This window comes from Bengtsoniella intestinalis (assembly GCF_039719005.1).
GTDB lineage: Bacteria > Bacillota > Clostridia > Oscillospirales > Oscillospiraceae > Oscillibacter > Oscillibacter intestinalis.
On sequence record NZ_CP133584.1, the window covers coordinates 473,146 to 496,386 of the forward strand.

Below are 23,241 nucleotides of genomic sequence, written 5' to 3' on the forward strand. Positions count from 1 at the left end.
CTCCTTATTTATAAACCTGATAGCTCTACCCCATGACGCACCAAGGAGTAGGCAGGAACTTGTTTTGGTAATTGCAGATGAAATAGCATTTGTGGGTTGCGCACCATATCCACCTTATCCCCTTTTTGCGTCACCAATTCGGTGACGGTCATAGCAAAGGGCTTTGTGTCTGGACCCACGATTTCAAGGGTCTCACCAAGGCAAATTTTATTCCGCAAAGATAGGGTTGCCCACCCATTTTCATCACATTCAGTGACAAGGGCTACCACTTGCCAGTCCCTCATATAACGGGAATTTTCCAAGTATTGCTGTGGGTCACCATAGAAAAACCCTGTGGAGTAATGACGATGACTCACATGGTCAATCTCGTCTCGCCAAATGGGGTCAATGGGACGCCCTGCTGCCACATCATCTAAACAGTGGCGATAGGCATTGGTGATAATGGCGGCATAATAAGACGACTTGGCACGGCCTTCAATCTTCAAACTAGACAGACCAACATCTAACAAATCAGGTAAATGGTCAATCATGCACAAATCTTTGGAGTTCATGATATAGGTGCCTTTTTCATCCTCCACAATGGGGAAATATTCATTGGGTCGCTTTTCTTCCACCAGCGCATATTCGTAACGGCAAGGCTGGGCGCAAGCACCGCGGTTGGAGTCTCGCCCTGTCATATAGCTAGAGAGCAGGCACCGCCCAGAATAGCTGACGCACATGGCGCCATGGACAAAGGATTCGATTTCCAAGTCTTTTGGGGTTTTGGCACGAATTTCTCGGATTTCCTCCAACGTCAGCTCCCGTGCCAAAATCACACGCTCTGCCCCTTGATCGTACCAAGCATTGGCACATTCATAGTTGGAGATGCTGGCTTGGGTGGAGATATGGCGCTCACACTTGGGGGCATACTTGCCAGCCAAGGTGAAAATCCCCAAGTCTGCCATGATTAGTGCATCTACCCCTGCATTTTGCAAGGTTTCCAAATGGGCTGGCAGATGCACCACTTCGTTATTATGGGGCATGGTGTTGACCGTGCAATGCACCTTCACCCCATGGTCATGGGCAAATTTTACCGCCTGTGGTAATTGCTCATCTGTAAAGTTCCCAGCAAACGAGCGCATCCCAAAGGTTGTGCCTGCTAGGTACACCGCATCGGCGCCATAGAGCACTGCCATACGCAGTCGCTCCATGTCGCCAGCAGGTGCTAATAATTCTGGTTTAAAAATCTTATCCACCGTATTCTCCGCTATTAATAAAGTTTACATGATCGTTGTAATTGGTAAAGAAGCTATGGGTACCACTGGTCCCCAGTGCATAGTAATAATAATTGGTATCGGCTGGGTAGAGTGCCGCCAAAATGGAATTGAGGCCGGGGTTTGCAATGGCCGTTGGGGGTAACCCTGCATATTTGTACAGGTTATAGGGAGAGTCTACTTCCTTGTCTGCATTGGTCAACGAGGTTGTACCATCTGGCAGGTAGTAGAACAGCGCCGCATCGATTTGCAAGTAGCCATAGGTGCCACCAGCCCCTGTGTCGCTCAAACGATTGTAAATCACCGAGGCGATGCTGCTGTGGTCAGTGCCGTCGGTTTCCTTTTCAATCAAGGATGCAATGACAATCAACTCTTGCAAGCTATGACTAGACGCTTCAATGTCTTCACCGTATTCGCTAATACGAGAGGTAAAGTTCGTAATCAAACGACTCAAAGCCGAGCTGCCACTCTCACCCACATAGAATTCATAGGTGTCAGGGAACAAATATCCTTCTAAGCGAGAGATATCTTCACTTTCGTTGTCAATAAAGGAGTAGTCAAAGTCAAAGGTTTGTGCCGCTTCAGTCAATACCTCTTCTGTGTTGACACCCTTGTCAGCCAACAGAGAAATGGTTTGGGCTACAGTGTACCCTTCTGGGATGGTGACGGTCACTGTTTCTGCCGATGCGCTAGAGCTGGTGTACATCCCAGTGATTAAGGCGCGGTAGTCCATGTCAGTGTTCAACTCATGGACGCCAATGCCGATATTTTCTTCTGCGTGGCTAAAAACGCCAAATAGCTCAAAAAACCATGGATATTCAATTAGCCCTGCTTCTTGTAGTTTGTCAGCCACCATTTCCACCGTGTCATCTTCTGTGACTTCAATTTCCGTGACCATATATTCTTTATTAAAGGCGCACAAATCGCAAGCCAATAGCCAGCCAAAACCAGCCAAAGCCGCGGAAATGGCCACAATCACAACGGGATACATCAGCCACAGCAACACACTGACACCTACATTTCTCCGCTTTCTAGGGCGCTTTTTCACAGGTCGCTGTGCGTTGCTTTGTCCATTGGTATGTCTATCCCCAGCAGGACGGGGTTTTCTGCCAGCAGCACCTTCTCGTACCTCACGGCTATTCCAGCTGGATGTTTCATTTAAATCTGCCATAAATGGTGGTCTCCTTTTAGCGCACTTCCCTATCTCAGGGAAAAATTTTTACGGGTCAAGCCCAGTTTTTGAATTTTGCACATAGACTTCTACAAAGTGAGGTGAATGAATATGTGCTTTGACTCTGGAAACGGTTCTTGCTTGTGGCTGATCATTATCATCATTTTGATTGCCTGCTGTTGCGGTGGTAGCTGGGGTGGCAACCAATGCGGCTGCACCTGTAATCATGACTGCAACCACGACTGCAACTGCGGTTGTCACAACACCTGCTGCTAAGACCACGTAAAAAGGGGCGTACGCTCCTTTTTACATTTCTTCACAGCGGACAAGCCAACAGCGGTGCTACCAAATCCCAAATTTCTTGGGAAATATCGTCCATAGAACGAGGCACACCATCGCTTGCACAGGAAATCACCTGCCAGCCTTGAGTCTGTGCCACAGCCTTGGCATTGTCACGGCAACGGCGCAAATATGCCCCATCTTGCTCGTGAATATCTGCTGTGGTGTGGGTGGCTTCTTGGCGCTTTGCCATCAATTGCTCAGTGACCGCAGTGGGCATATCTAAATACACCACCAAAGTGGGCTCTGGGATTGCCATGCGGTGATATTCTAAATCGCTAAGCCATGTCAAATAGTCTGCTCGACCTTGCCCTTCTAGCTTTGAACCTTGGTGAACAGCGTTAGACGTGGTATAACGATTGGACACCAAAATACCACCCTTGTGGTAAAAATCGCCCCAATCTTCTTTATAAGAAGCATAGCGGTCAACAGCGTAAAATAGGGATGCCGCATAGGCATTGACCGCCTCAGGGCTATTGCCAAATGCACCCCCCAAATACTGCTCCACCATAGTGGCAGAGGGCTTCCCATAGCGTGGGAAATCCAGCCCACGGCAGTCTTTGCCCATGGCTTGTAGCTTCTCTAACAACCGCCCTGCTTGGGTGGCCTTCCCCGAACCATCGGTGCCTTCGATGACGATTAAAACTCCATTGCTCATTTGCGTTTCTCCTGTTGCACATGGACTAAAAACAGCGGTAGCTTCATCATGCGACCAATGCGCCGTGGTTCTTTGCACAGGCGATAAAACCATTCAAGGCCAGCCTTTTGAAAAAACACAGGGGCACGTTGTACCACTCCAGCAAACACATCTAAACTGCCACCCAAACCGCACAGTAATTTTGCACCTGTGGCGGCGCCATATTGCGCCATCCAAAACTCTTGTTTTGGGGCACCCAAGCACACAAACACCACATCTGCACCACTGCTGGCAATGGCTTCTGCCACGGCATCATTGTCTTTAAAATACCCATCTGCCGTGCCTGCAATACGCAACTCTGGATAGGTTTCTTGCAATTTTTTTCCTGCCAAGTCTGCCACATTGGGCTTGCCACCTAGTAAATATAAGGACTTTCCCTCTTTGGCCAGCTGGCTCATCAATCCAGCAGCAAATTCAATACCGGGCACACGGCCTTTTAATGGGGTTTTCAACATGGCCGCTCCTTTTACCACGCCAATACCATCAGCCAACACCATATCAGCGCCGTTGATGACCGCCATGGCCTCTGGGTTCTCTCGGCAAATCTCTACAATTTCAGGGTTAGGGGTCACCACAGTGCACGCCTTATTCCCTTCTAAAAAACCCATGGCTTTTGCCACCGCTTCTTGGTGGGTAAGATTATCAAACCCCACACCCAATACATCTATCCGCATATTGCACCTCGCAATTCACATTTTTACATAAAAATACTTTTAAAGTATACCATATAGATAGACCTTTGTCCACCGTATCGACACAAAAAGACGGTGGCGAACCACCGTCTTTTTACTTATTTTACAATTTGTTCTTTTTTCTCAGGCAGTTGGGACAGCACCACCGCCAACAACACCAGCAAACAGCCGAAATACTCACGTCCAGACAGGCTATCGCCCAAAATTATAGCCCCTGCCAACACGGCAAACACCGACTCCATGCTCAACAGCAAGGAAATCACGGTGGGGTTAGACCCACGCTGGGCAAAAATCTGCAAGGTGTAGGCCACACCACTGGAAAACACGCCCACATACAAAATGGGAAACAGCGCCTGTTCAAGCCCAACCCAAGACTGGGATTCCCACAACAAAGCACCAACAGTGGAGAGCACCGCGGTGACAAAAAACTGAATACAAGACATGGCAATGATGTCTACTTTCGGGGCAAAATGGTCGATGGTTAAAATATGCCCTGCAAAGCAGAAGGCACACCCCACAATATACAAATCACCGGCTGCAATGGTGACGGTTTCGTTGATACACAAAAAGTATAATCCCACCACTGCCAACATCACCCCAAGCCATACGCTTTTAGGTGCTTTTTTCTTTAAAAACAAACCAAAAATCGGCACAATGATGATATACAAGGCGGTGATAAATCCAGCTTTACCAGCTGTGGTGGTCTCTAGCCCCTTTTGTTGCAAATAGGCGGCAATAAACAGTGCCGAACCACAGCAAATACCACCGATGAGCAAATCTTTTTTCTTCCAATTTGCCGCTTCTGGATTATTTTTCCGACTTTTGGCAAACAGGAGCCATACGGGAATGAGCACCAATCCCCCTACATAAGACCGCGCCGCATTAAAGGCAAAGGCAGACACGGTTTCCGCCGCCATACTTTGGGCTACAAAAGCTGTCCCCCAAATCAACGCCGCAATCAACGCAAAGGTATTTTGACGCAGGTTATTTGTTTTCATTTCTTGTTCTCTTTTCTTTTCTATGATACAATAAAGTCACGCCACGTCAGTATACCATCCATTTCCATAAAAGGCAATGGGCAAAAAACCTCCTGAAAGGAATTCACACTATGTTCTTATTTGATTTAGACGGCACCTTGTTAGACTCCAACGGTGTCTGGATTGACGTTGACCGCACCTTCTTAGCGCGGCGAAATATGGAATATTCCAAGGCCTATTACGAAGGGGTTGCCCACACCATTTTTCCCTTGGCAGCTGTGTTTACCAAAGACTTTTGCCAGTTAGAGGAGTCTTGTGAGGAAATCATGGCAGAGTGGATGGACTTGGCAAAAGATGCCTACGCCCACGTCCAACTCAAACCCCATGTGAAAGACTACTTAGACCAGTGCAAAGCCAATGGTGAATCCATGGCCATTGTCACCGCCGCCATTCCCATCCACTGCCAAACCGCTTTGGATCACTTGGGCATCGCCCATTATTTTGACCGCATCACCTACGCCCAAGAGTTGGGCTTAGACAAGAAAAAGCCTGACATTTGGCTCCTCGCCGCCAAGGATGCTGGGGTCTCCCCTGCCGATTGCACTGTGTTTGACGACAGCTTTGCCGCCTGTCACGGGGCAAAATCTGCTGGCATGACCACCATCGGTGTCTATGATGAAATGTTCAAAAGCGACACCGAGAAATTGCGAGCCTCCTGCGACCGTTTCATCTTGGGATTTGGGGAACTGTTGTAATCACCAAGAACCACGGGCGACCACAGGTCGCCCCTACACAATGGATGTAGGGGCGACCTGTGGTCGCCCGATTTTCCTATTCAATTCAATTACAGCTTGCGCAGAGTGTCTTCCAAGGCGGTTTTGCTGATGGTTTTTTCATCTTTCATCTTAATGACACGAGCAGGGCAACCAGCCACAACTGCATTGGCTGGCACATCGTCGATGACGATGGAGCCAGCGGCCACCACAGCGTTTTCGCCAATATGTACGCCTTCAATCACCACAGCGTTGGCACCCACCAGCACTCCATCTTCCACGATGACAGGTGTGGCAGAAGCAGGCTCAATGACACCAGCTAGGACAGCGCCTGCGCCGATGTGGCAGTTTTTGCCCACGGTGGCACGGCCGCCCAAAATGGCACCCATGTCAATCATGGTGCCTGCACCGATGACAGCGCCGATGTTAATCACAGCGCCCATCATAATGACGGCGGCTTCCCCGATTTCCACCTTTTCACGAATCATGGCACCGGGCTCAATGCGAGCAGGCACATTCTTCATGTCCAGCAGAGGCACGCCAGAGTTACGGCGGTCATTTTCCACCACGTAGTCGGCGATTTTAGCGGCGTTTGCTTCCAGAATAGGGGCAATTTCTGCCCAATCACCAAAGACTACCTTGCTCATGCCGTCGCCAAACACCTTGGCTGCGCCAAAGTCCACAGCTTGAATCAAGTTGACGTATACCTTCACGGGGGTTTTCTTCACTGAGTTACCGATATAGTTGATAATTTCTTGTGCTTCCATTTTTTACACTCCAAATAAGATTTTTTGAATGTCATAACAGCCTGCTTCCTTGGTGGCTACCAAGCCAGCCATATGGACAGCACCGTTGACAAAAATTTGACGACTTGTGGCACGGTGGGTCAAGGCAATTTCCTCGTCGTCACCGAAAAATTGTACGGTATGGGTGCCAGCAACTGTGCCGCCACGCAAGGCGTGCATCCCAATTTCGTTGGGATTGCGCTTACCACAAATGCCTTCACGGCCGTACACAGGGGTCATTTCCCCACGAGGATTGATGTGCTCTAGCCACAGCTTGGCCGTGCCACTGGGGGCATCCACCTTTTGATTGTGATGGGTTTCGGTGACTTCAATGTCAAAGCTAGGACGGAGGATTTCCGTCATTTGCCCCAACACACGGGCACACACAGCAACCCCAAGAGAATAGTTGGCGCTCCACAGCACTGCCACATCATCGCCCAAGGAAGCCAGTTGTTCCTTTTGCTCTGGGGTATAACCAGTGGTGCCAGATACGATAGGGGTTTTGGTGCGGCGCACATACTCGCACACAGCATCCAAAGAGGCTGGGGCGGAGAAATCGATAACCACGTCAGCCCCTTCTAAGGTTGCCAAATCGCCAAAGTTATCAATGTCGATGGTGGCGGCCACGGTGTCGCCAGCCTGTTCCAAGGTTTGGGCAATCAAGGTGCCCATGCGGCCTTTGCCGATAATCACAACTCTCACAGTAGACCCACCTCCATCATGGTGTTACGCAGGGCTTCACGGTGATTGGGGTCCATCTCCCACAGTGGTAGACGGAAGGGGCCAACCTCCATGCCCATCATGTTCATAGCCGTTTTAACGGGGATTGGATTGACTTCCATAAACAAGTCGTTCATCAACTTGAGATACTTCAAATTCATTGCAAGCGCCTCTTCGTGATTGCCAGCCAAATAGGTTACCACAATATCATGGGTTTCCTTGGGGATGATATTGGCACACACAGAAATGGTGCCAGAACCACCGATGGACAGCATGGGCAACACAATGTCATCGTTACCAGTATACAGGGCAAATTCTGGGCTGATGCAGTGAGCAATTTTCATGGCATAGCCCATGTCACCAGAGGCCTCTTTGATGCCACACACGTTGGGGTGCTTAGAAAGGCGCTCCACCACGCTGACAGGGATGGCACACCCAGTGCGACCAGGAACGTTATACAAAATGCAAGGAATTTTCACGCTGTCAGCCACGGTGGCAAAATGCTGATACATCCCTTCCACGTTGGTTTTATTGTAATAGGGAGAATTCAACAGCAAACCATCTGCGCCCATGGCTTGGGCACGCAGGCTTTTTTCCAGCATGGTTTGGGTGGCATTGCTACCAGTGCCTACAATCACAGGCACCCGTCCTGCCACCACTTCCACAGTGTGTGCCACCACTTGGTCGTCTTCTTCATGGGTCATCGTGGGAGATTCACCAGTGGTGCCCAAAACCAAAATGGCATCGGTGCCTTCTCTGATTTGGAACTCAAGCAGCTGGGTCAACATCTGAAAATTAACAGAGCCATCTTCATGAAAGGGGGTTACCAAGGCCACAATTGACCCCTTTAAGTTGCGTAGGTTTGCCATACTTCTATACTCTCCTATTTTAAAATTTACATAAAAAAACGGTAGAGGCTACCCTCTACCGACGAAGCATGCGACAGTGCGCATTGGTTCCATACAGTAGATAGCCCCCCTGTGGTTTTGTCCACAGACAGTGCAACGAATATTTTTCGCAACACCACCAGTCAGCTCTACCGAGCCAAACCAGTTCGGCGAATTTGCTTACACCACCGTCACTGCCTGTCGGCTCTTGTGGATTCGTCGCGTTCGCACCTCTATCTTACTGAGCTATCATATCACTTTTGCCCCTCCATTGCAAGGGGCATTATGACGGTGGTTTTCTCTTCTGTTATTTAAATTATTGTAACATTCTCCAAAATCTAGGATAGGGGTACAGTTTTCCTCACATTCGTGATACAATGACTGTACTGAATTTTCCCACAAAGGAGGACGCCCCATGTCCAATTGTGTTGTTACCCATCGCCGCACCTTACACCGTATTCCCGAAATCAACTTTGAACTGCCCAAAACCATCGCCTATATCGAAAGCGTGCTCTCCCCCCTCCACTGCACCATCACCCACCCCATCGACGGCAGTGTCTGCGCCTTTTTTGATGCTGGCAAACAAACCGCCATCGCCTTTCGGGCCGACATGGATGCACTGGCTTTGCAAGAGGACTCCTCCGTCCCCTACTGCTCCACCCATGCTGGGAAAATGCACGCCTGCGGACACGATGGACACACGGCTATGTTGTTATCTTTGGCCGCATATCTGTCCGAAAATACAAGCACCCTCCCCTACAACGTACTTTTGCTATTTCAACCAGCCGAAGAGACCACTGGCGGTGCAAAACCCCTGTGTGAAAGCGGTGTGTTAAGTAAATACACTGTACAGCAAATTTTTGGTTTACATCTATGGCCAAACCTTGAAAAGGGGAAAATCGTCACCTGTAGCGGCGCCATGATGGCACAGTCCAACGAAATCGACATCACCATCCAAGGCAAAAGCGTACACCTGTCTCAAGCCGCCAACGGCCTTGACGCTATGAAGGCTGGCATGGACTATGTACAGCGTGCTTACGCCATGATGGATGCCATTGACCCTGAAATTCCACGGATTTTACGCTTTGGCAAATTCGACTCTGGCACCGTGCGCAACGCCATCAGCGGTCATACCCATTTGTTGGGCAGTCTGCGCACCTATGATGCCCAAACCTTCGCCCATTGTAGCAGTCAACTCCATGCCATCGCCAAAGAGTTAGAGGAAGAAACAGGGTGCACCTTCCATGTGATTGTCCGTGATGGCTACGCCCCTGTGTGGAACCACGAAGGCCTGTACAAAACTGTGTGTGACCAATTGGGCGATGACGCACCATTGCGCTTACCCACACCTTCTCTGGCTGGGGAAGATTTTTCCTTCTACCAGAAAGAAGTACCTGGCGTGTTCTTCTTTTTAGGTCTGGGGCAAAGCCCAGAGCTACACGCTGTCACCTTCGACTTTGACGACGAAACGGTGTTGCCTTGCGGGGTTGACTTTCTGAAAAAACTACTGTATCTACACTATTAAATATAGTATAAAGGGCTGTGACACAACAGCTTTCTCTTCCTATCATCCGACAACACAGACGTAGGGAACGGTCTTGACCATTTGTAGTGACCCCAATAAGTTAGACTTGATAACGTAGCAGCTGCGGCTGCTACGTTATTTTTATGCAGCGAGATACTTCAGTCTGTATTCTACAGGACTGAAGTAGCCTAGTTTTTGCTTTGTACGCTTGTTATTGTAATAATCAATGAAGTTTTCTATGGCTAATTTCAATTCATCAAAACTGTAAAACGTATTGCCGTAATAGATTTCTTGCTTGAGAAGACCAAAGAAATTTTCCATCACAGAGTTGTCCAGGCAGTTGCCTTTCCGAGTCATGCTTTGGAAGATGCGGTTCTCTTTCAGCGTCCTAGAATAGCGTTTCATTTGGTATGCCCAGCCTCTGTCCGAGTGAAAAGTTCTTCTGAATTTGCAGTCGTTGGTGACCTCGATGGCCTCATTTAACGCAGCCATAATGCCTTCTGCCGATGGTGTTTTGGTAATGCTATAGCTTAAAATTTCGCCGTTAAACATATCCAAGAATGGATCTAAATATAACTTTTTCGTTATCAATTTACCGTTGCTGTCAAATGTGTAATACTTAAACTCAGTGGTATCTGTTGTGATTTTTTGATGCACAATGTTGGTGTTGAATCGTCTTTTGACCCAGTTTTTGCAAATTCTGCCCACAATCCCTTTGTAAGACGAGTATTTTCGGCTCTTGCGTGTGTAGGATTTCACTTGCAAACCAAGCTTTTGCACCAGCCGTTGGACTTTCTTTTTGTTGACATGCCAGCCTGCTTTTCTGAGCTCACCCAAAATTCTACGATAGCCAAAATCCTTGTGTTCATCGCGAATTTCAAGGATTTTTTCTTCAATTTCTTTGTCTGGATTTTCCTTGTCAAATCGCTTCTGCCAATACATATAGGTTGCTTTTGGGAACTTTAAAACAGCAAGAATATCTTTTAATTGGAACAATCGCCGGAGGTCGCAGATACTTCTTGCTCTTTGTTCTGTGCTTCTTCTTCCAAGCGCAACCTCCTCAATTCTTTTAAATAGGCAACCTCAATTCGCAACTTTAGATTCTCATCTTCAAGCTGCTTTAAATATGCCCCATGGTCGTCTGTATGGTCTATTTTCTCAGGTTTAGCCATCTTTGGTCGCCGTCCTTTGCTCTTTTCCCGAAGCGCAGCAGGACCCGCTATGCGGAAGTCATTCACCCAACGGGTAATTAGAGATGGATTATTGATGCCCATCTTCAAAGCCAGTTCCTGATACGATATTTCTGTTGTTAGATATAATTCTACCACAGAAAGCTTAAAATCGAAAGGATAGCTTTTGTTTTCTCTGGAGCGAACCAGTCCATCATCACCAAACTCTTTGTATGACTTGTGCCAGGTTTTTACTGTGGTTAGTGATGGTATACCATATTTCTTCGCTAAAGATTCATATCCGCCTTCCTGGTTTTCGTATGCCATGATTACTTGCTTCTTAAATTCAAAACTGTATTTTGCCATGAAAATACCGACCCCCAATCGTTAGATTTTTAGGTCTAACTTTTGGGGGTCGGTACACATTCCCTACGTTTTTTATGTGCGATTATACAAATTCACAAGGATGACACCGCTCATTTATTCAGCCTCTACTGCGGCAACTTCTTCCACAGGCGCTTCCCACTCCACCATGGTGGCAACCAGACGGTTGATGGGTTGACCTAGCTCATGGAACTTGGCTTCATAGTCAGTCATAACCCCAACAGGGCCGTTTTCATGGAGATTTCGGGTTACTTCAGAGAGAACAAACCCAAATTGAGGGATTTCTTCTACAGAGAAGGCAAATAGATTCACGTTATCTGTTTTAAAATGTATCTGCCCGTCAGATTTCAGCACTTGGCGATACAGCTTCAAGAAATTCCCGTGGGTCAAACGACGCTTGGCATGGCGCTTAGGGGGCCATGGGTCACAGAAATTGACGTAAATGCGGTCAATCTCTTCTGGGGCAAAAAACTCTGGCAACTTCTCTGCATCCGCATCCACAAAAAACACATTCTTCAAACCTTGCTCGGTGCATCGTTCCATGGCGATGACCATGGCATCAGGCACACGTTCCACCGCAATGAACAACACATCTGGCTCAGCGGCAGCTGTGCCTGCGGTAAAGCGACCCTTGCCACAGCCCAATTCCAAACGGATTTCTTTGGCCTCTGGCATCAAGGATTGCCAATTCCCTCGCATAGTCAGTGGTTCGGTGATTAAACACCCACCACAGCGTTCCATCCGTGGGATTAAATTCTTCTTTTTACGCATTCGCATCAGTAAATTCCTCCGATTTTAGGCCACAAACGACCATACTTCCTTTAATAATCATTCATTTTACCACGGCAGGTGATTGTTTGTAAATAGATAAATACTAACAGCAAGGAAACAGATTCTAATTATGTGTCTAAACTGTTAAAACCTTAACAACAAAAGAGAATATTTGTAAGATATTTTGTACAATACGTAAAAAAGCGAAATTTGCAATAAAATTTTGCACTTTCCTCTTGCTAATTCTAACAAATATCACTATAATAAAGATTGTCAGGAAATTAGCAATGTCGATATGTTATTCGATTACGCTACCATTGACAAACGTAAAAGTGTTATTTATTTTTTATTAGGAGGATATACCATGAAAATCGCAATTTTTGGTGCTGGTACTATGGGTAGTGGCATCGCTCAAGTGTTTGCACAAAAGGGTCACACCGCTCTTCTGTTTGCAAGCAGCCCTGCTTCCGCTCAAAAGCACAAAGACAAGTTGGCCGCTTCTTTGCAAAAGCGCGTTGACAAAGGTCGTATGGACGCTTCCGCTAAGGACGAACTGCTCTCTCGCATCCTCATCGAAGAAACCTCTGCTGCTGCCGATGCCGATTTGGTCATCGAATGTGTCAAAGAAGACATGGGCACCAAGAAGGCTCTGCTGAGCGAACTGGACGGCATCTGCAAAGAAGGCGCCATCTTCGCCACCAACACCTCCTCTTTGTCCATCACCGAAATGGGTCTGGGTCTGAACCACCCTGTCATTGGTATGCACTTCTTTAATCCCGTTCCCTCTATGAAGTTGGTTGAAATCATCCGTGGTGTCAACACCTCCGACGAAACCTTCAACGCTATCTTCACCTTGACCCAAGAAATTGGCAAGGACCCCATCGAAGTTGCCGAAGCTCCTGGCTTCGTGGTCAACAAGATTCTCATCCCCATGATCAACGAAGCAGTTGTGGTTCTGGAAACCGGCGTTGCTTCTGTTGGCGACATTGACAAGGCTATGATGCTGGGTGCAAACCATCCCATGGGCCCTCTGGCTCTGGGCGATTTCATCGGCTTGGACGTGTGCTTGGCCATCATGGATACCCTGTACAACGAAACTGGCGACTCTAAGTATCGTGCAGCTTTGCTGTTGCGCAAAATGGTGCGTGGCGGTAAGCTTGGTAAGAAGACCGGCGTGGGCTTCTACGATTATAGCAAGAAATAATTAAAGGAGAATACATAAATGGATTTTCACCTGAGTCAAGAGCACCAAATGGTGCGCAAACTCTATCGTGAGTTTGCACAAAACGAAGTCAAGCCTCTGGCAGAAGAGATTGACGAAGAAGAACGTTTCCCCATGGAAACCGTAGAAAAAATGGCTAAACTGGGCTTCATGGGTATTTATTTCCCCAAGAAGTACGGCGGCGCTGGCGGCGACGTTCTGTCCTATGCAATGTGCGTGGAAGAACTGTCTAAGGTCTGTGGCACCACTGGCGTTATCGTCTCTGCCCACACCTCTTTGTGCTGCGCTCCCATCTACGAAAACGGCACCGAAGAACAAAAGATGAAGTATCTGCCCGACCTGCTGGCTGGTAAGAAGCTGGGCGCATTCGGTCTGACCGAACCCAACGCTGGTACTGACGCATCTGGCCAACAAACCATCGCTGTGTTGGACGAATCTGGCGAAAACTACATCTTGAACGGTACCAAGTGCTTCATCACCAACGGCACCGTGGCTGACACCATCGTGGTGTTCGCAATGACCGACAAGTCCAAGGGTAACCGTGGCATCTCCGCTTTCATCGTGGAATCCACCTTCCCTGGCTACTCTGTTGGTAAGCACGAAAAGAAAATGGGTATCCGCGGTAGCTCTACCTGCGATCTGATTTTCGAAGATTGCATCGTGCCCAAGGAAAACCTGTTGGGCAAAGAAGGCAAGGGCTTTGGTATCGCCATGAAGACTTTGGACGGCGGCCGTATCGGCATCGCTTCCCAAGCTCTGGGTCTGGGCGAAGGCGCAGTTGACGAAGCTGTGGCTTACACCAAGGAACGCGTGCAATTCAAAAAGCGCTTGAGCCAATTCCAAAACACCCAATTCCAACTGGCTGATATGCACTGCCGTATGCAAGCTGCCCAATATTTGGTCTACGCTGCAGCCATGAAGAAAGAAGCTCACGAACCATACTCCATGGACGCTTCCATGGCTAAGTTGTTCGCTGCTGAAGCTGCTTCTGATGTGACCCGTCGTGCCGTGCAACTGTTCGGTGGCTATGGTTACACCCGTGAATACCCAGTGGAACGCATGATGCGTGACGCTAAGATCACCGAAATCTACGAAGGCACTTCCGAAGTGCAACGCATGGTTATCGCAAGTAACCTTGGCGTAAAGTAAGCAGGAGGAATACGTTACAATGAAAATTATTGTTTGTGTAAAGCAAGTACCCGATACCTCTGGTAAGGTGGCTGTGAACGAAGACGGCACCCTGAACCGCGCATCCATGCAAACCATCACCAACCCCGATGACATGAACGCCGTTGAAGCAGCTCTGAAGCTCAAAGACGAAACTGGCTGTAAAGTTGTCGTGGTCACCATGGGCCCCGCTCCTGCAACTGGCATGTTGCGTGAACTGCTGGCCATGGGCGCTGACGAAGGCTATCTGGTGTCCGCTCGTGAATTCGGCGGCTCTGATACCTATGCTACCTCTCAAATTTTGGCAGCTGGCATCAACAAAATCGGCATGGAAAAAGACGACGTGCTGTTCTGCGGCCGTCAAGCAATCGACGGTGACACCGCTCAAGTGGGTCCCCAAATTGCTGAAAAGCTGGGTCTGCCCCAAGTCACCTATGCTCAAGAAATCACCAAAACTGGCGAGACCTTGACCATCCAACGTGCTTTGGAAGATGGCTACATGACCATCAAAGTGCAAACTCCTTGCATGGTTACCTGCATCAAGGAACTGAACGAACCACGCTACATGAGCGTTGGCGGCGTTTTCGAAGCTTTCTCCAAGCCCCTGACCACCTTGGGCTACGAAGATTTGAAAGACGATCCCCTTATCGACGCTACCACCATCGGCCTGAAGGGTTCTCCCACCAACATTTTGAAGAGCTTCACTCCTCCTCAAAAGGGTGCTGGCATGATGCTGGAAGGCAATGACAAGGACACTTGTGACAAGCTGGCTGGTCTGTTGGCCGCTAAGCACATCATCTAAGAAAGGGGATTAGAAAATTATGTCTACATTTAATAGTGCAGCTATCGAAGAGTTCAAAGGCGTATGGGTGTTCTGTGAACAACGCCAAGGCAAAATGATGCCTACCAACTTCGAACTGCTGAGCGAAGGCCGTAAACTGGCTGACGATTTGGGTTGCGACCTGTGCGGCATTTTGCTGGGCGACAACGTGGAGGGTCTGGCTGCTGAATTGGGCGGCTATGGCGCTGACAAGATTTACGTCTGCGAAAGCCCCCTGCTCAAAGACTACACCACCGACGCATATGCTAAAGTCATCTGCGAAGTCGTGGAAGAATACAAACCTGAAGCTTTCCTCATCGGCGCTACCAACATCGGTCGCGATCTGGGTCCTCGTTGCGCAGCTCGTCTGCACACTGGCCTATGCGCTGACTGTACTGGTCTGGCAGTTGACATGGACAAGTACAAGCAATTCCTGCGTGATTCCTCCACTTTGGACGTTGACGGCATGAAGTGGAACGGTGAAGACCGCAACCTGAAAATGACCCGTCCTGCATTCGGCGGTCACTTGATGGCTACCATCATCTGCCCTCGTTTCCGTCCCTGCATGGCTACCGTTCGTCCTGGCGTTATGAAGAAGGCTCCTTTCGACCAAGCCAAGTCCGACGCTTGCCAAATCGTGAAGCCTGCTTTCGCTCTGGCTGCTGAAGACATGAAGACCGAAGTGGTTGAAGTTGTCAAGGCTGCAAAGAAGTTGGTTGACTTGATCGGCGCAGAAGTGGTTGTCTCTGTTGGTCGTGGTATCAGCAAGGACATCAAGCAAGGCATTGCTCTGGCAGAAGAACTGGCAGCAGAATTGGGCGGCGTCGTTGGCTCCTCCCGTGCTTGCGTTGACTCTGGCTGGATCACCGCTGACCACCAAGTGGGTCAAACTGGTAAAACCGTTCATCCTCGCATCTATGTTGCACTGGGTATCTCTGGCGCCATCCAACACAAGGCTGGTATGCAAGAATCCGAATGCATCATCGCTGTGAACAAGAACGATACCGCTCCCATCTTTGAAGTTGCTGACTACGGCATCACCGGCGACCTGTTCAAGGTTACCCCCATGCTGATCGAAGCAATTCGCTCCGCTAAGGCTGCGAAATAAGAACATAAAAAAAGGCGACCACAGGTCGCCCCTACATCTAAAAGTGAAAGAGCCTGTTGCCGCGGCAACAGGCTCTTTCACTTTTAGTCATTTCTTATCCCGCCGCAGCGGATAGTTTTTCACTTTTCACTCTTAGTTCTTAGTTTTATCCGATCACCATGCACCAGATGGGGATGGCAATCATAGACAACAGCGTACTCACTGTCACACAGCCAACAGCAAAATCCACATCTCCCCCCTCACTGCTAGCAATGATGGCGGTGGTGGCACCTGCTGGCATAGCCGCCATAATCACGGCTACATACATGGGTAAATCGTCAATATTTGCCACAAGACACCCTAAATACACAGCCAAAGGAATGGCCACCAAACGCACCACACAGAACCGCAAAATTTGAGGGTTTAAAAAATCTTTCCATTGGAAATCGCTTAATAAAATGCCAATCAATACCATAGATAGCGCCATGGTGCAATCCCCCAGCTCACCGACCAAAGTAACCACCACATTGGGTAGCTTCCATTGGGTTACCAGCAACACCATCCCGATTTCAACCGCGATGATACAGGGGTGGCGCAACACCTTCACCCACCATTTTTCCTTAGATGGTGCGGCAAACATGGCCACGCCTAAAGACCACATGGCCGTGCGCATAGGAATTAAATAAATAGATGCCAACAATAATCCTTGTGCCCCAAATAAGCCCTGCGCCACTGGATTTCCCAATAGTCCGGCATTGGAGCAAATAACCCCATACTGTAGCACCGCTCTGCGCTGGGGACTTTGCCGGCCATACAACGCAAGCGCCAACAAAAAGCACCCCAATTGCACCAACAAAGATACCACAAAAATCTGTGCCGACTGCACCAAGGTATCCATGGAGAATTCCACATAAAATGCAGTGATGATATTACAAGGCAACACCACATTGATGACCAAGGCAGTCAATCCCTTTTGAAAACCAGCCTCCACCACATGGCGCTTGCGCAGTAAAAATCCGATGAACATCAGCGCAAACAAAATACCTTGTACTGTAAAAACCTGTGATAACTCTCCCACTTAGATTGACTCTCTTTCCCTACGCAACTGCGCCATGGCGACGGCAATGTTCTTAGCCCCTTGGAGTAATGCTTCTTCGCTGGTGGCAAAGGAAAAACGCACGCAAGTGCACCCTGTTTCCCCGTAAGAAATACCAGGGATGCAGGCCACCTTGGCATTGTCTAGCAAATATTCGCACAGCGTTTCAGAGGACATATCCCCTACCTCAAACCGTGCCCACGCATAAAAGGCACCGTTTGGCAACTTGCATTCCACCCCATCAATGGCATTCAATGCGCCGATAAATTTATCACGGCGATTTTCATAGCTCACACGCATGGACTCGATTTCCTCTTGACAATCCAATGCCACCACGCAGGCCTTTTGCATGAAACCACTGACACAGGTCACCGTATGCTGATACAGTTTAAATGCGCGCTTTACCACCTCAGTCCCTGCGGCCAAATATCCAATGCGCCAACCAGTCATGGCCACGCTTTTGGAAAACCCATTGACGGTGATAATCCGCTCAGACAGGGTTTTGTCGCTGGCAAGGCTGATATTTTCTTGCCCATCAAAGACAATGCGCTCGTAAATTTCATCAGACAGGACAAACACCTGAGGGTGCTTGTGCATAAAGGCGGTCAAGGCATCACGGTCATTGGGGGTCAACAGCTTGCCAGTGGGGTTATTGGGATAGTTGATAATCAACAGCTTTGTGTTGTCTGTAACGGCTGCTTCCAAAGCTTGCTCCGTGATGGCATACTCATCATCATAGGCCAAATCGACACCAACTGGCACCCCACCAGAAGACTCAATAATAGAACCATAAGACACCCATGCTGGATTGAGATACATCACCTCTTCCCCAGCGTTCACCAAGGCACGGACGGCCAAATAAATGGCAAACTTGCCACCTGGTGTGACAATCACCTGCTCTGGTGTGTAATGGCAATGATTTTCTTCTTGCAATTTACGGGCAATGCGTGTCCGTAATTCAGGCAACCCAGCCCCCACGGTATAGTGAGTGTAGCCATTGTCAATCCAACATTTCAGCGCATCACGGATTTTTTGCGGTGTATCAAAATCTGGTTCACCGCCAGACAAATCAATCACATCTGGATCTGTGGCTTGCATTTTTTTCGCCTTTGCCATCACCACCATAGACTTAGATGGTTGCAAATTCTCAATTTGTAAATTGAACATATCCATACCTGCTTACTCCTCTTTTCTTTTAGACGCTAATGCAGTAATTATACACCTGTCGAAAGTAAATTGCAAATACTTTTCCTTGATTTTCTACAATAAAAACCTCGCCAAAGGCGAGGTTTTTATTGTTACCGTTCTGGGAACCGTTCAATATCTTTTTCAATTTGAGAGATAAAAGATTTCATCTCTGCCAAGGTCATGGCAATGCGAAGTTCTGCCACATCCACCTCTGCCATGGTGTTAGGCAGAGCGAAGGATACATCCATCAAAAAACCGTCCCCTTCTTTCCATGCCTGCAACAGGAAAAATGGCTCAGAAAAATCACTGTCATAGCGATCTTTGATGCCAGCGGCCAGCACCTTCAGTCCCACAGCTAAGTCTTTGAGCTCATAGGTCAACAAACAACTGTTAGAATCTTTAATCAGCAAATCGTCTTCACGATACATGGCGCGAATCGACAGCCAATTTTTCTCATCGCTATCAGCTTGGTACGTGTCAGAGAGCTCATAGCTGGCAACAGTCAACTCTAAGGTTGCCTCGTCATTTTCAAATCGTAACATATCTTATTCTCCTTGATGGTCTCGTGCATATTGGTCGTAATCTACCAACATAGTTTTCAGTAAATTAGGGATATCCAATCCATAGGGACATCGAGATTTACAAGCATTGCACGCAATACAATCGTCAATGCGGTGCATGGATTTTTGATAGTCTGGGGTCAAAAACTGGGCAGAAGGTGCGCGGCGCAGTAACGCGCTCATCCGTGCCGCGCTGGGAATTTCAATCCCCACAGGACATGGCAAACAGTACCCACAACCACGACAGAAGTTGCCAGCAAGCTCTTTGCAATCGGCGGCAATCACAGCCTCCAGTGCAGGTGTCATAGTGGGATTCTCCTTGGTCAAAGCCAACCATTGCTCCATTTCCTCTTGCCGTTGCACCCCCAAATGGGCACCACTGTAGGATGTTGTTGCATGAACACATAACAGGCACGGCTGTTGGTCAACAATCCACCAGCCAAACCCTTCATGGCGATAAAGCCCATATCCGCTTCCTTACATTTTGCAATCAAATCCACTTCCCCTTGCCCTGAAAGATAAGAAAATGGGAACTGCATGGTGGCAAAATCACCACTTTCTACTGCCTTAAATGCCACATCTAACCGGTGATTTGTGATGCCAATATGGCGGATGTAGCCCCGTTTTTGGGCTTCCACTGCCCCAGCATAGGCACCATCAGGGTCTTCAGGATTGGGCAAAATAGCAGGGTTGTGGAATTGGAACAAATCCACATAATCGGTACGCATGGAGCGCAAACTTTTTTCGATATGCTCTAGCACACCCTCTTTTGTTTTGGCCATACTTTTGGTGGAAATCACAATCTGGTCCCGCACACTATGGAACGCTTCACCGATTTTTTCTTCACTGTCACTATAGGCATTGGCCGTATCGTAATAATTCACACCGTTGTCAAAGGCAAGGCGCATCAAATCCACAGCCGCCTGCTTTGAAATGCGCTGAATGGGCAACGCCCCAAATGACGTTTTGCTAACCATCAGCTCTGTGCGTCCCAAACGAATTTTATCCATTATTTTCTCCATCCCATCCGCTCAATTTGAATTGACGAATTGTGTAATCCGTGGTATACTCCCACTATGAAACAAAATTTACAAGCGAAAACCACATTGCGTCTTTTTACAGACGATCATCAGCGCTGTTTTGGCCCCGGCATTGCCACCCTGCTCCACCGCATTGAAGCACATCACTCCTTACGTGCGGCGGCAGCCTCTATGGACATGGCCTACTCCAAAGCTTGGCGCATTATCCGCACCGCCGAAGAAGTGTTCGGGTGCAAGTTGCTAGACTCCTCCATCGGAGGCGCTGGTGGCGGTGGCGCTCGATTGACCACAGAAGCGGTGACGATTTTGCGCGCCTATGATACCTATTATAAAGATGTGGAAGCCTATAGTCAACAGCGGTTTTCTCAGTTGTTTACATTTTATAAAGATTTATAAGAAAAGTGTTGCAGATTTTTTAATCTGCAACACTTTTCTTATGAGCTGTCTTTTATTTTTCTTTCATTTCTACCAGCTTGGCGATAAACTCCACAGTGCCTTCAACCCCCAAAAGACTGCTGTCAATGCAACAATCATAGGTATCTACTTGCCCCCAGCGTTGGGACGAATAATACTCATAGTAAGAGGCACGACGCTTATCAGTACGGGTAATCAGTTGTTTTGCCTTATCCCGCGTTAACTCTTTGCGCTGGCTCACACGCTCCATTCGCTGTTCCATAGGTGCGGTGATGAATATTTTAAGTAAGTTTTCATTATCTGCCAACGTGTAGTCTGCACACCGTCCAATGATGACGCAAGAACCTTCTTCGGCTACACGGCGAATAGATTCAAACGTGGCAAGATAGACTTGCTGCTCTAAAGAATCAGTAGCCCCCATCCCCGGCAAACTAAACATATACGTATCCATGGCAATGGAATAGAGCAAACTTTTGGGTCGCTCGTCAAAGCTTTCCATAACCTTTTCGCACAGGCCACTGTCTTGTGCCGCCTTACGAAGCAACTCTTTATCATAATAACCAATACCCAGTTTCTCCGAAAGTAATTTGCCGATTTCTCGTCCTCCACTGCCATATTGTCTACCAATGGTGATGATGGTTTTCATAGTGTAGCCCTCCTTGCTATGTAATATTGTTATTATAGCCCAAAGTACACATTTTGTCAAACCGTTTTTTGTGCAAAAAAGAGGTAGGAAGCCACACTTCCTACCTCTTTTACAAAAATCAAAAGTCTAATGCTGATGCAAGATTACACGAAATCTTCGCGCATAGGGGTGAAAATATCCAGCAAAATCCCTTTTTCTAGGCACACACAACCGTGAACCACAGCATTTTGCTTGAGCATGGTATCCCCTTTTCGCACCACCTTGGTCACCCCATCGATGGTGAATTCAAAAACACCTTCCACCACATATGTGATTTGCGTGTGAGGATGGGAATGGAGGGCTCCCACGCCACCCACTTCAAAATGGTTTTCTGCGCACATCAATTCATCGCAATAGGCCAGCACCTTGCGCTCTAACCCCGTTGCCACTTCCTTGCCAGAGATGTCTTGGTTGAAAACCCAAGTTGTATCTTTATGTCTCATGCTTCTTTACCTGCACGGCGGAGCATGGTTTTACGCACAGCACGGAGGATATTTTCATAGCCTGTGCAACGACATAGATGGCCAGATAGCTTTTTGCGCAGTTCCTCATCAGTGAACACCACCCCAGAGGACAGTACTTCTTCCGCACTTAAAATAAAGCCAGGTGTGCAGAACCCACATTGGATGGCGGCTTCTTCCACAAAGGCTTGTTGCAGGTCACTCAGTTCCCCGTTTGGCCCTAGCATTCCTTCCAATGTGCGGATGTTTTTGCCGTCAGCCCACACTGCCAAATAGATACAGCTGTTCATGGCTTCCCCATCAATAATCACGGTGCAAGCCCCACATTCGCCCACTTCGCAGCCCTTTTTCACAGAGGTGAGGCGGTAGTCGTTGCGTAGCACATCGGTCAAAGAAGCGCGTACATCTATATTTTTTTCCACTGCTTTGCCGTTGATGGTGCAACGGATGGTTTTAAATTGTACACTCATACCATTTGCCCTCCCAACAGCTTCACAGATTCTTCAAATGCCCGTTTTGTAGACTCCACCGCAATGTGAGAGCGGAAGGCCTTGCTGGCACGCCAGCTGTCACGAGGGTTAATATCCTGCAAGACCGCCTTGGCCACTGTGTCAATCAATGCTGGTGTCAACAGTTCACCAACTGCCAAGGCTTCTGCCTTTACAGCCCGCACAGGAATGGGTCCTGCCACACCAAAGGCAATGCGAACACGTTCCACCACCTTACCATCAGCACTCAAACGCACATTGACACTGGTGCCCAGCGTAGCAATGTCCATGGCATTGCGCATAGCGTATTTAATATAGTGGCCTTTGGTGTTTGCAAAGCTGTCAGCAGGGATGATGATGGCGGTTTGAATTTCATCTGCCTTCAAATCCACAGTGCCAGCCTTGATATAAAATTCGCTGATGGGTACGGTGCGCACACCGTTGCTCCCTGTCAGTTCCACCTGTGCATCGTAAGCAAACAAAGTGGATGCAGAGTCAGCCGAGGTGACACCGTTGCAGGTGTTGCCACCGATGGTGCCCACGTTGCGAATTTGGGGGCCACCCACTTGGTCAACGGCTTCGCCCAGCACGTTGCAGTGCTCTTGAATCAACGGATGGCTCGTGATATGGCTAAAGGTAGTGAGTGAACCAATCCGTAAATTGCCGTCAGCATCAAGGCTCACGCCTTCTAATGCTTCAATGCCGTGAATGGAAATCAGCTCCACCCCAGCACGTTTGCCTTCTCGCATTTGCACCAAAACATCAGTGCCACCTGCAATGATATGGGCGTCAGGATGTGCCACACGCAAGGCCACAGCCTCTTCCACCGTTGTGGCTTCGTATAAAGCTTTCAAATCATACATACAACTT

Annotated in this window: 27 protein-coding genes and 1 riboswitch; of the genes, 7 read left to right on the top strand and 20 right to left on the bottom strand. The window is 48.3% G+C overall.

Annotation, left to right across the window (positions count from 1 at the left end):
* Positions 1–8 precede the first annotated feature (8 nt).
* The 6 genes from RFF05_RS02435 to RFF05_RS02460 all read right to left on the bottom strand — a co-directional run bounded on the left by RFF05_RS02435 (position 9) and on the right by RFF05_RS02460 (position 5,150).
* Positions 9–1,190, bottom strand: coding sequence for a peptidase U32 family protein (locus RFF05_RS02435; protein ID WP_409970064.1), 1,182 nt, complete (start codon positions 1,188–1,190; stop codon positions 9–11).
* Between the two features lie 37 nt (positions 1,191–1,227).
* Positions 1,228–2,424 (bottom strand): endolytic transglycosylase MltG, encoded by a 1,197-nt coding sequence (gene mltG / locus RFF05_RS02440; RefSeq protein WP_409968846.1) that lies wholly within the window; start codon positions 2,422–2,424, stop codon positions 1,228–1,230.
* A 48-nt stretch (positions 2,425–2,472) separates the two neighbouring features.
* Positions 2,473–2,706, bottom strand: coding sequence for a hypothetical protein (locus RFF05_RS02445; RefSeq protein ID WP_409968847.1), 234 nt, complete (start codon positions 2,704–2,706; stop codon positions 2,473–2,475).
* 34 nt (positions 2,707–2,740) lie between these two features.
* Positions 2,741–3,421, bottom strand: coding sequence for a dTMP kinase (locus RFF05_RS02450; RefSeq protein ID WP_409968848.1), 681 nt, complete (start codon positions 3,419–3,421; stop codon positions 2,741–2,743).
* Positions 3,418–4,134: a WecB/TagA/CpsF family glycosyltransferase gene (locus RFF05_RS02455; RefSeq protein ID WP_409968849.1), complete on the bottom strand. Its 717-nt coding sequence runs from the start codon at positions 4,132–4,134 to the stop codon at positions 3,418–3,420. The genes RFF05_RS02450 and RFF05_RS02455 overlap by 4 nt, the downstream gene beginning before the upstream one ends.
* Positions 4,135–4,250: 116 nt before the next feature.
* The gene (locus RFF05_RS02460) at positions 4,251–5,150 is read right to left on the bottom strand and encodes a DMT family transporter (protein ID WP_409968850.1); all 900 of its coding nucleotides are present in this window, start codon (positions 5,148–5,150) and stop codon (positions 4,251–4,253) included.
* Positions 5,151–5,260: 110 nt separating this feature from the next.
* Between RFF05_RS02460 and RFF05_RS02465 the strand changes: the two genes are divergently transcribed.
* The gene (locus RFF05_RS02465) at positions 5,261–5,884 is read left to right on the top strand and encodes an HAD family hydrolase (RefSeq protein WP_409968851.1); all 624 of its coding nucleotides are present in this window, start codon (positions 5,261–5,263) and stop codon (positions 5,882–5,884) included.
* Between the two features lie 89 nt (positions 5,885–5,973).
* Here the strand turns inward: RFF05_RS02465 and dapD are convergent, their stop codons facing one another.
* From dapD to dapA, 3 genes are read right to left on the bottom strand one after another with little or no spacing between them, the layout of a single operon-like run.
* Positions 5,974–6,669 carry a 2,3,4,5-tetrahydropyridine-2,6-dicarboxylate N-acetyltransferase gene (gene dapD, locus RFF05_RS02470; RefSeq protein WP_409968852.1) on the bottom strand — a complete coding sequence of 232 codons (696 nt, stop codon included), beginning with the start codon at positions 6,667–6,669 and terminating at the stop codon, positions 5,974–5,976.
* 3 nt (positions 6,670–6,672) lie between these two features.
* A complete protein-coding gene (gene dapB / locus RFF05_RS02475) occupies positions 6,673–7,389 on the bottom strand; it encodes a 4-hydroxy-tetrahydrodipicolinate reductase (protein ID WP_409968853.1) in 717 nt (238 codons plus the stop codon).
* Positions 7,386–8,276, bottom strand: coding sequence for a 4-hydroxy-tetrahydrodipicolinate synthase (gene dapA / locus RFF05_RS02480; RefSeq protein ID WP_409968854.1), 891 nt, complete (start codon positions 8,274–8,276; stop codon positions 7,386–7,388). Before dapA ends, dapB begins: the two co-directional genes overlap by 4 nt.
* Before the next feature lie 93 nt (positions 8,277–8,369).
* A riboswitch (Lysine riboswitch) is annotated at positions 8,370–8,538 on the bottom strand.
* Positions 8,539–8,709: 171 nt separating this feature from the next.
* Here dapA and RFF05_RS02485 point away from each other — a divergent pair.
* Positions 8,710–9,819, top strand: coding sequence for a M20 family metallopeptidase (locus RFF05_RS02485; RefSeq protein ID WP_409968855.1), 1,110 nt, complete (start codon positions 8,710–8,712; stop codon positions 9,817–9,819).
* A 141-nt stretch (positions 9,820–9,960) separates the two neighbouring features.
* Here RFF05_RS02485 and RFF05_RS02490 read toward each other — a convergent pair.
* Positions 9,961–11,354, bottom strand: a protein-coding gene (locus RFF05_RS02490; protein ID WP_409968856.1) for an IS3 family transposase whose coding sequence is annotated in 2 segments (ribosomal slippage) — positions 9,961–10,814 and positions 10,814–11,354 — 1,395 coding nt in all. Because the reading frame shifts where the segments join, the coding sequence is not laid out codon by codon here.
* Between the two features lie 114 nt (positions 11,355–11,468).
* On the bottom strand, positions 11,469–12,149 hold the full coding sequence (gene trmB / locus RFF05_RS02495) for a tRNA (guanosine(46)-N7)-methyltransferase TrmB (protein ID WP_409968857.1): 681 nt from the start codon (positions 12,147–12,149) through the stop codon (positions 11,469–11,471).
* 358 nt (positions 12,150–12,507) lie between these two features.
* Between trmB and RFF05_RS02500 the strand changes: the two genes are divergently transcribed.
* The 4 genes from RFF05_RS02500 to acrA are packed head-to-tail and all read left to right on the top strand — an operon-like array spanning position 12,508 to position 16,460.
* Complete coding sequence (locus RFF05_RS02500) at positions 12,508–13,347, top strand: 3-hydroxyacyl-CoA dehydrogenase family protein (protein ID WP_409968858.1); 840 nt, start codon at positions 12,508–12,510, stop codon at positions 13,345–13,347.
* An 18-nt stretch (positions 13,348–13,365) separates the two neighbouring features.
* Complete coding sequence (locus RFF05_RS02505) at positions 13,366–14,514, top strand: acyl-CoA dehydrogenase (protein ID WP_409968859.1); 1,149 nt, start codon at positions 13,366–13,368, stop codon at positions 14,512–14,514.
* Positions 14,515–14,533: 19 nt separating this feature from the next.
* Positions 14,534–15,334, top strand: coding sequence for an acryloyl-CoA reductase electron transfer subunit gamma (gene acrB / locus RFF05_RS02510; protein ID WP_409968860.1), 801 nt, complete (start codon positions 14,534–14,536; stop codon positions 15,332–15,334).
* Between the two features lie 19 nt (positions 15,335–15,353).
* Complete coding sequence (acrA, locus tag RFF05_RS02515; protein WP_409968861.1) at positions 15,354–16,460, top strand: acryloyl-CoA reductase electron transfer subunit beta; 1,107 nt, start codon at positions 15,354–15,356, stop codon at positions 16,458–16,460.
* 145 nt (positions 16,461–16,605) lie between these two features.
* Here acrA and RFF05_RS02520 read toward each other — a convergent pair whose 3' ends face one another.
* From RFF05_RS02520 to RFF05_RS02540, 5 genes are all read right to left on the bottom strand, one after another.
* Positions 16,606–17,517 carry an AEC family transporter gene (locus RFF05_RS02520; RefSeq protein ID WP_409968862.1) on the bottom strand — a complete coding sequence of 304 codons (912 nt, stop codon included), beginning with the start codon at positions 17,515–17,517 and terminating at the stop codon, positions 16,606–16,608.
* Positions 17,518–18,702 (bottom strand): pyridoxal phosphate-dependent aminotransferase, encoded by a 1,185-nt coding sequence (locus RFF05_RS02525; protein ID WP_409968863.1) that lies wholly within the window; start codon positions 18,700–18,702, stop codon positions 17,518–17,520.
* Between the two features lie 131 nt (positions 18,703–18,833).
* Complete coding sequence (locus tag RFF05_RS02530; protein WP_409968864.1) at positions 18,834–19,265, bottom strand: hypothetical protein; 432 nt, start codon at positions 19,263–19,265, stop codon at positions 18,834–18,836.
* Between the two features lie 3 nt (positions 19,266–19,268).
* Positions 19,269–19,628 (bottom strand): 4Fe-4S dicluster domain-containing protein, encoded by a 360-nt coding sequence (locus tag RFF05_RS02535; protein WP_409968865.1) that lies wholly within the window; start codon positions 19,626–19,628, stop codon positions 19,269–19,271.
* Positions 19,607–20,293, bottom strand: a complete 687-nt coding sequence (locus RFF05_RS02540; protein ID WP_409968866.1) for an aldo/keto reductase — start codon at positions 20,291–20,293, stop codon at positions 19,607–19,609. Before RFF05_RS02540 ends, RFF05_RS02535 begins: the two co-directional genes overlap by 22 nt.
* Before the next feature lie 66 nt (positions 20,294–20,359).
* Here RFF05_RS02540 and RFF05_RS02545 point away from each other — a divergent pair, with 66 nt between their 5' ends.
* Entirely contained in the window at positions 20,360–20,719 is a 360-nt protein-coding gene (locus RFF05_RS02545) for a winged helix-turn-helix domain-containing protein (RefSeq protein WP_409968867.1), read from the top strand.
* Positions 20,720–20,771: 52 nt separating this feature from the next.
* On the opposite strand, the gene RFF05_RS02550 is transcribed toward RFF05_RS02545, so the two are convergent.
* From RFF05_RS02550 to xdhB, 4 genes are all read right to left on the bottom strand, one after another.
* Positions 20,772–21,383, bottom strand: coding sequence for an AAA family ATPase (locus RFF05_RS02550; RefSeq protein WP_409968868.1), 612 nt, complete (start codon positions 21,381–21,383; stop codon positions 20,772–20,774).
* A 143-nt stretch (positions 21,384–21,526) separates the two neighbouring features.
* Complete coding sequence (locus RFF05_RS02555) at positions 21,527–21,865, bottom strand: cupin domain-containing protein (protein ID WP_409968869.1); 339 nt, start codon at positions 21,863–21,865, stop codon at positions 21,527–21,529.
* Positions 21,862–22,353, bottom strand: coding sequence for a xanthine dehydrogenase subunit XdhC (gene xdhC / locus RFF05_RS02560; protein WP_409968870.1), 492 nt, complete (start codon positions 22,351–22,353; stop codon positions 21,862–21,864). Before xdhC ends, RFF05_RS02555 begins: the two co-directional genes overlap by 4 nt.
* On the bottom strand, positions 22,350–23,234 hold the full coding sequence (gene xdhB / locus RFF05_RS02565) for a xanthine dehydrogenase subunit XdhB (protein ID WP_409968871.1): 885 nt from the start codon (positions 23,232–23,234) through the stop codon (positions 22,350–22,352). The genes xdhC and xdhB overlap by 4 nt, the downstream gene beginning before the upstream one ends.
* Between the last annotated feature and the right edge of the window lie 7 nt (positions 23,235–23,241).

Bases quoted from the DNA above. Each gene is read 5' to 3' on its own strand.
- RFF05_RS02555 (WP_409968869.1), bottom strand. From the start codon at position 21,865: ATGAGACATAAAGATACAACTTGGGTTTTCAACCAAGACATCTCTGGC.
- dapD (WP_409968852.1), bottom strand. From the start codon at position 6,669: ATGGAAGCACAAGAAATTATCAACTATATCGGTAACTCAGTGAAGAAA.
- acrA (WP_409968861.1), top strand. From the start codon at position 15,354: ATGTCTACATTTAATAGTGCAGCTATCGAAGAGTTCAAAGGCGTATGG.
- RFF05_RS02485 (WP_409968855.1), top strand. From the start codon at position 8,710: ATGTCCAATTGTGTTGTTACCCATCGCCGCACCTTACACCGTATTCCC.
- xdhB (WP_409968871.1), bottom strand. From the start codon at position 23,234: ATGTATGATTTGAAAGCTTTATACGAAGCCACAACGGTGGAAGAGGCT.
- RFF05_RS02455 (WP_409968849.1), bottom strand. From the start codon at position 4,134: ATGCGGATAGATGTATTGGGTGTGGGGTTTGATAATCTTACCCACCAA.
- acrB (WP_409968860.1), top strand. From the start codon at position 14,534: ATGAAAATTATTGTTTGTGTAAAGCAAGTACCCGATACCTCTGGTAAG.
- trmB (WP_409968857.1), bottom strand. From the start codon at position 12,149: ATGCGAATGCGTAAAAAGAAGAATTTAATCCCACGGATGGAACGCTGT.
- RFF05_RS02500 (WP_409968858.1), top strand. From the start codon at position 12,508: ATGAAAATCGCAATTTTTGGTGCTGGTACTATGGGTAGTGGCATCGCT.
- dapA (WP_409968854.1), bottom strand. From the start codon at position 8,276: ATGGCAAACCTACGCAACTTAAAGGGGTCAATTGTGGCCTTGGTAACC.
- mltG (WP_409968846.1), bottom strand. From the start codon at position 2,424: ATGGCAGATTTAAATGAAACATCCAGCTGGAATAGCCGTGAGGTACGA.
- xdhC (WP_409968870.1), bottom strand. From the start codon at position 22,353: ATGAGTGTACAATTTAAAACCATCCGTTGCACCATCAACGGCAAAGCA.
- RFF05_RS02460 (WP_409968850.1), bottom strand. From the start codon at position 5,150: ATGAAAACAAATAACCTGCGTCAAAATACCTTTGCGTTGATTGCGGCG.
- RFF05_RS02540 (WP_409968866.1), bottom strand. From the start codon at position 20,293: ATGGATAAAATTCGTTTGGGACGCACAGAGCTGATGGTTAGCAAAACG.
- RFF05_RS02525 (WP_409968863.1), bottom strand. From the start codon at position 18,702: ATGTTCAATTTACAAATTGAGAATTTGCAACCATCTAAGTCTATGGTG.
- RFF05_RS02450 (WP_409968848.1), bottom strand. From the start codon at position 3,421: ATGAGCAATGGAGTTTTAATCGTCATCGAAGGCACCGATGGTTCGGGG.
- RFF05_RS02550 (WP_409968868.1), bottom strand. From the start codon at position 21,383: ATGAAAACCATCATCACCATTGGTAGACAATATGGCAGTGGAGGACGA.
- RFF05_RS02545 (WP_409968867.1), top strand. From the start codon at position 20,360: ATGAAACAAAATTTACAAGCGAAAACCACATTGCGTCTTTTTACAGAC.
- RFF05_RS02505 (WP_409968859.1), top strand. From the start codon at position 13,366: ATGGATTTTCACCTGAGTCAAGAGCACCAAATGGTGCGCAAACTCTAT.
- RFF05_RS02465 (WP_409968851.1), top strand. From the start codon at position 5,261: ATGTTCTTATTTGATTTAGACGGCACCTTGTTAGACTCCAACGGTGTC.
- RFF05_RS02530 (WP_409968864.1), bottom strand. From the start codon at position 19,265: ATGTTACGATTTGAAAATGACGAGGCAACCTTAGAGTTGACTGTTGCC.
- RFF05_RS02535 (WP_409968865.1), bottom strand. From the start codon at position 19,628: ATGGAGCAATGGTTGGCTTTGACCAAGGAGAATCCCACTATGACACCT.
- RFF05_RS02435 (WP_409970064.1), bottom strand. From the start codon at position 1,190: ATGGAGCGACTGCGTATGGCAGTGCTCTATGGCGCCGATGCGGTGTAC.